Origin of the sequence: Pectobacterium polonicum (assembly GCF_005497185.1) — a bacterium.
In the GTDB taxonomy this organism is placed as follows: Bacteria; Pseudomonadota; Gammaproteobacteria; order Enterobacterales; family Enterobacteriaceae; genus Pectobacterium; species Pectobacterium polonicum.
In genome coordinates, this window is sequence record NZ_RJTN01000068.1 from 1 (window position 1) to 390 (window position 390).

At 42.3% G+C, this 390-nt stretch carries 1 protein-coding gene; it reads right to left on the reverse strand.

The features are described from left to right. On the reverse strand, positions 1-390 hold a 390-nt coding region (locus tag EDI29_RS22870), incomplete at both ends, for an efflux RND transporter periplasmic adaptor subunit (protein WP_421949928.1).

Sequence of the window (390 nt, forward strand, 5' to 3'; positions counted from 1 at the left end):
CGTTGTTTGATTGGCGTTGAGGGTTTGTCCTTCGGTAGCAAGTATAGCAACGACTGTGCCGCTAATAGGTGACATAATACGCGTATAACCTAAATTGATTCTTGCCGTGTCGACCAGTATCCTTGCCTCTTGTACCTGTGCTTCCAGTGATTTTATCTCGGCTCTGCTAACTTTTAATGTCACTTCCGCTCTTTCAAATTCTAGGGTGGAAGAGAAATTTTTTTGCAACATCTCCTTTTGACGTTGAAAATTAACTGCGTCAAGGTTAGATGTGGCGATCTTGGCATGTAGTTGTGCCTGTAAACTTTCGAGTCTAGCATGACTTGCTGTAAGATCGTTTTCCTGCGAGGTTGCATCGATTTCAGCAATAAGCGTGTTTTTTTCTACAAT